The sequence below is a fragment of the Falsiroseomonas oryzae genome (genome assembly GCF_027856955.1).
Lineage (GTDB): Bacteria > Pseudomonadota > Alphaproteobacteria > Acetobacterales > Acetobacteraceae > Falsiroseomonas > Falsiroseomonas oryzae.
This window is the reverse complement of record NZ_JAPSMD010000385.1, coordinates 1-5,172: the sequence shown is the minus strand read 5'-3', so window position 1 is coordinate 5,172 and position 5,172 is coordinate 1. Positions and strand designations below refer to the sequence as shown.

Genomic DNA, 5,172 nt, shown 5'->3' with positions numbered 1-5,172 from the left:
GACGGGCGGCTGGCGGCGGCGCAGGCGTGGCGCGCTGCGTCGTCCGGGGCGCCGGCGTGGGAGCGGGCGCTGCAGCCTGCCGGCGCGCCGGCTGCGCCTGCTCCAGTTCCTCGACGCGGCGCTGCAGCGCGTCGATGCGGCGCAGGAGATCCTCCACCGATTGCGCCCTGGCAGGGTCGGATGACAGCAGGCATGTCGCGCCGGCACAGGCGAGGAGCCACCACCTGTTGGACGAAGACTCGAACATGCTCCCTCCGCCAGCCGCTTGGGTGGTTCCGTTGGAGCGAAGGCTAGACGGGGACGCTGCAAAGCCGAGGCGCAAACGCTATCGGAATTCGACTCATTCCGAGCCGGACCCGGCGCGGCGAATGTCCTCTCACGGGGGTCGGACATCCGATCCCGCCGGCCATCCCGGCGGCCGACCTGCTCCGCCTCGGCCGACGCGCCTCCGCGGCAGCGGCGCGGCCCGAAGGTCGCCCTCCCGACCGCTGCAGGCGGAGCCGGGCAGGGTCATCGCGACGGCGTGACTGTTCTCAAGATGCGAAGCCGCGGCAATCTATTAGTGGTTCCTCAAGCGGCAAAGTCGAGGTACATTAGCAAAGTATGATCATATCGACAGAGGTTCTGATGCCAGCGGGCGCGACGGCTGTGCAGCATGCCCGCTTCACCGAACCGGCAGAACTCCTCGATGCGATGCCCGGCGTGGTCATGCAGGTCACGCCGCTGCCGCATGCCGGATTCTACGTTGACCTGACGACGATACGGCTCGGGGACGTGGTCCTGGTCCATGGCTCGTGCAGTCCGCTCGCGATGGTCGCCGTGCCCGGCGCGGCCACGGTGGCGCTGCAGTTCCCGCTGGACGGGGCCGATACGATGGTGCTCAACGGGCAGCTTCTTCCGCCCTTCGGCTTCTGCCTCTACGGGCCGGGCACCCAGCTCGTTCGGTCGAACACGCAGTCCAACAGCTCTTCTGTGCTCGTGATGCCGCCCGAAGTGGCGGACGCTCATCTCGGCGGCGAGGAAGGATGCCCGGTCGTCCGGCCGGGCGAATACGTCCTCCGCAGCGCGCAGCCGGAAAGCTGGCACCGCATGGCACGACTGATCCGCTCGGCCTCCGGCATCGCGGCGGATGCGCCCGATGTCTTCGCGACCGAGCCGCCGCGCCGTGCGCTGCGTGCGTCGCTGCTCGGCGTCGCGCAGGACCTGATCCAGCAGGCGGAGGAGGTGCTCGCGCCGCGCAGCCGCCGCACCTCGGATGACTGGCGCAGGATCGTCCTCGGCGCCGAGGCCTATCTCAAGGCGCATATCGATCGGCCGATCTACACGGAGGAGCTGTGCCGCACCCTGGGGATCAGCGCCGGGCGACTCGCGGATGCGTTCCAGGGCATGCTGGGCATCAGCCCGCACCGCTACCTGAAGCTGCGCCGGCTGAACCTGGTCCGCGCTGCCCTGCGGCAGCCCGACGGCGGTCCGCACCTCGTCAAGTCGATCGCGCTGGCGCACGGCTTCTGGCACCTCGGCCAGTTCTCCCACGACTACCGGGAGTGTTTCGGCGAGTCCCCGTCCGAGACGCTGGCCGCGGCGCAGGCCGGATCACCCGTTGGCGCGGCGGAGGTCGCGCCGGCGCCCCGCGAGGCTGCGATGAGGGCCGCTCAGGGCGCCGCGGGCACGAGGTAGCTGACCCGCACGCCCGAGGTCTGCAGTGCCGAGACGGGCAGCGCGGCCGGCGCCGGCATCAGCTCCGCCTCGGCCATCACGCAGTCCGCCGCCTCGGCCATCAGCGGCGCCACCTCCGGCGTGCCGTGCGCATAGGCCAGGTTGAAGGACGAATCCGCTTCCCGTGCCACCAGGACGGCGAAGCATGCACGCAACGGCCGCTCGACGGAGAAGCTCCGGCCATCCAGGTCGAGAACCGGCTGCTGGCCTGGCTGCCCCCGGCTGTCCGTCGGCATGAGGATCCCGCCAAGGCCTCGGCCCGCGGCGCGGATGCGTTCCAGGAAGCGCTCCGGTCCGACCAGGTCGAGGTCGAACTCGCTCCGCATCAGGCGCCGTCGCGCAACCGGATTGTCGCCGAGGCGCGCGGCGACGATCCGGGTCACGCAGCGCGCCTCGATGAGCAGGCTGACGCCGGCGCCCGGGACCGCGAGATCGGGAACGAGCAGCGTCAGGTCGCGCGCGCGCCGCGCAACGAGGGCATTGACGATGCGCGACGGGGCGCCGACCGGCGATGGTCCGCACAGCATGACGGTCGTCCCGTCCGGGATCAGGTTTGCCGCCGCCTGGGCCGAGATCACCCTGTGCAAATCCGTTGTTCCCGCTGCCGGCCACGACCGCAGCGCCGGCCCGCCGCAGGAGGGGCAACGGGCCGGCGCCGTTCGGCGCCGCGCGAGGGGGCGGCGACGCCGTGCGGTCGGAACGCGATGGACGAGGTTACCTTAGGCTGGCGGCGGCAGCGTGTCGGCGGGCGGCGATATCGGAATTCGCGGCGTGCGGAGCGTAGCCGCCTCAACGATGCGCGACCGGGCGGCGGACGGTGCCGCAGGGCCCGGAAAGCGTCGGGGCCGCCGCTGCTGCGACGGCCCCAAACACAATGCGATCAAGAACTTGGATCGCTCAAACTGGTGGAGCCAAGGGGAGTCGAACCCCTGACCTCTTGAATGCCATTCAAGCGCTCTCCCAACTGAGCTATGGCCCCGCAGTCTTGGGAGGCGCGCCGTATAGCCCCCGCCCCGGGGGCACGCAAGACTGCCTGCCGCTCGGCCGCCCCCTTCCATGCTGCGCCGCCCCCACATAGGGTGCGGCCGCCAGATCCAGGGAACCGCCCGCCGCCATGCGCAAGGTCTACAAGGACGCGACCGAGGCCCTCGCCGGGCTGCTGAAGGACGGCATGACCATCATGTCCGGCGGCTTCGGCATATCCGGCATTCCCTCCCTGCTGATCGAGGCGATCCGGGAGAGCGGCGTGAAGGACCTGACGGTGGTGTCCAACAACGCCGGCATCGACGGCGTCGGCCTCGGCATCCTGCTGGAGACGCGGCAGATCCGGAAGATGATCAGCAGCTACGTCGGCGAGAACGCCACCTTCGCCAAGCAGTACCTGGCCGGCGAGCTGGAGATCGAGTTCAACCCGCAGGGCACGCTGGCCGAGCGCATCCGGTCGGGCGGCGCCGGCATCCCCGCCTTCTTTACGAAGACCGGCGTCGGCACCGCGGTGGCGGAAGGCAAGCCGACCGCGGAGTTCGACGGCGAGACCTACGTGATGGAGCGCACGCTGTTCGCCGACCTGGCGATCGTGCACGCCTACATGGGCGACCACGAGGGCAATCTCGCCTACCGGAAGACGGCGCGGAACTTCAACCCGATCATGGCGACCGCGGCGAAGGTGACGGTCGCGCAGGTTGAGCACTTGGTGCGCCCCGGCGAGATCGACGCCGACCACATCCACACGCCCGGCATCTTCGTGAAGCGCATCATCGCCTGCCCGCCGGGCTTCGAGAAGCGGATCGAAAGCCGCACGGTGCGCAAGCACCCCGCCCCGGCCGCCGGCCCCGATCGGATTTCGTGATGCCCTCAGACGCCGGGCGCCCGCTCCGCGGCCTTGGCTTCGCGCAGGCTGCTGTCGCACCGGTGCCTGCGGTCGGATTGTGCGCGGCGCGCATTCGCGCGCTCGGCGCGCTTGCGCGCGCCGCCACCCCTTTTCCCCGGAGGTAGCTCCATGCCCTGGACCCGCGACGAGATGGCGGCGCGCGCCGCCCGCGAACTGCAGGACGGCTTCTACGTCAACCTCGGCATCGGCATCCCGACGCTGGTGGCGAACCATGTGCCCGCCGGCATGACGGTGCAGCTGCAGAGCGAGAACGGCATGCTCGGCCTCGGCCCCTTCCCCTACGAGGGGGAGGAGGACCCGGACCTGATCAACGCCGGCAAGCAGACCATCACGCAGCTGCCGACCAGCAGCTTCTTCGACAGCGCGCAGAGCTTCGGGATGATCCGCGGCGGGCATATCGACCTGTCGATCCTGGGCGCGCTGCAGGTGGCGCAGAACGGCGACCTGGCGAACTGGATGATCCCCGGGAAGATGGTGAAGGGGATGGGCGGCGCGATGGACCTGGTCGCCGGCGTGAAGAAGGTGATCGTGCTGATGGAGCACACCGCGGGCGCTTCGCCGAAGCTGCTGAAGGCGTGCAACCTGCCGCTGACCGGGCGCCGCGTGGTGGACATGGTGATCACCGACCTCGGTGTCTTCGCGATCGACAAGAAGGGCGACGCGCCGATGCGGTTGGTGGAGCTGGCGCGCGGCGTGACCGAGGCGGAGATCCGCGCCAAGACCGAGGCCGACTACAAGGTGGCGGTGCCGGCCTGAGGCGGGCGCGCACGCGCGCGGCCGGCTTGCGTCGCGTGAAGCGAGGATCATAGGCTCGCGCCGGCAACCGGGGCGCGCGTCCATGATCCTGCTGAACACCTGGGTTCCCGAGGATGCGGCGAACCCGCACATGGAGATCTGCCACGCCTTCGTCTATCGCTGGCTGATCGGCCGCGGGCGGATGCTGGCGCATGCGACGTCCGATCCGATGACCGGCCCGTTCAACGGCCAGGTGATGCGGCCGATCCTCTGGCCGAATGGCGGACAGCCGGTCCGCGTGGCCGGCGTGAACCGGGTCTCGGCCGGCGACATCGTCGGCTTCTTCGCGGCGAATGGCGACCTGGTGCACAGCATGGTGGCGGAGACGCCGACGCAATGGGTCGGCGCCAACAACCAAGGGTGCTTCGGCACCGGCACGGGCCGCACCACGGTGCCGAACGTCTATGGCGTGCGGCCGCCGGTGCTCGGCTGGCTGAACCTGAACGACAACACCTTCCAGACCATGGGCGGTCCGGTGACGGTGGTCTATCGCACGCCATAGGCAGATCGCCGCAGGAAGACGCCGAGCGGGAGATCGCCGAGGCGCTGCGCACGCTGGACGGCCAGAGCCCCGACCTTCCGCGCGTGGTGGTCGAGGTCCGCGAGGCGCGCACCGCGCTCACCGCCATCGGCAGCGCGGGCGGGACCGCCACGGGCGGCACGGCCGCAACCGGCCAGCCCATCACGGGCGGTGGCGGCCAGCGGCAGTAGGGCAGCCGGCCCGGCCGCGACGCGCCTGCGGATGGGCCATGCCAGTCCCGGCGCTTTCG

The 5,172-nt window shown here is 70.6% G+C and carries 6 protein-coding genes and 1 tRNA gene; 5 read left to right on the top strand and 2 right to left on the bottom strand.

The window, feature by feature from the left end; genetic code table 11:
• Positions 1 to 627: 627 nt before the first annotated feature.
• Positions 628 to 1,677 carry a helix-turn-helix domain-containing protein gene (locus OZN99_RS25030; protein ID WP_270937959.1) on the top strand — a complete coding sequence of 350 codons (1,050 nt, stop codon included), beginning with the start codon at positions 628 to 630 and terminating at the stop codon, positions 1,675 to 1,677.
• Here OZN99_RS25030 and OZN99_RS25025 read toward each other — a convergent pair.
• Positions 1,653 to 2,294, bottom strand: coding sequence for a CoA-transferase (locus OZN99_RS25025; RefSeq protein ID WP_270937958.1), 642 nt, complete (start codon positions 2,292 to 2,294; stop codon positions 1,653 to 1,655). The genes OZN99_RS25030 and OZN99_RS25025 overlap by 25 nt on opposite strands.
• A 325-nt stretch (positions 2,295 to 2,619) precedes the next feature.
• A tRNA-Ala gene (locus tag OZN99_RS25020) sits at positions 2,620 to 2,695 on the bottom strand.
• Positions 2,696 to 2,830: 135 nt separating this feature from the next.
• Between OZN99_RS25020 and OZN99_RS25015 the strand changes: the two genes are divergently transcribed.
• From OZN99_RS25015 to OZN99_RS25000, 4 genes are all read left to right on the top strand, one after another.
• Positions 2,831 to 3,565, top strand: a complete 735-nt coding sequence (locus OZN99_RS25015; RefSeq protein WP_270937957.1) for a CoA transferase subunit A — start codon at positions 2,831 to 2,833, stop codon at positions 3,563 to 3,565.
• A 150-nt stretch (positions 3,566 to 3,715) separates the two neighbouring features.
• Positions 3,716 to 4,363, top strand: a complete 648-nt coding sequence (locus OZN99_RS25010; protein ID WP_270937956.1) for a CoA transferase subunit B — start codon at positions 3,716 to 3,718, stop codon at positions 4,361 to 4,363.
• An 82-nt stretch (positions 4,364 to 4,445) separates the two neighbouring features.
• The gene (locus OZN99_RS25005; protein ID WP_270937955.1) at positions 4,446 to 4,904 is read left to right on the top strand and encodes a hypothetical protein; all 459 of its coding nucleotides are present in this window, start codon (positions 4,446 to 4,448) and stop codon (positions 4,902 to 4,904) included.
• An 83-nt stretch (positions 4,905 to 4,987) separates the two neighbouring features.
• Entirely contained in the window at positions 4,988 to 5,113 is a 126-nt protein-coding gene (locus OZN99_RS25000; protein ID WP_270937954.1) for a hypothetical protein, read from the top strand.
• Positions 5,114 to 5,172 lie beyond the last annotated feature (59 nt).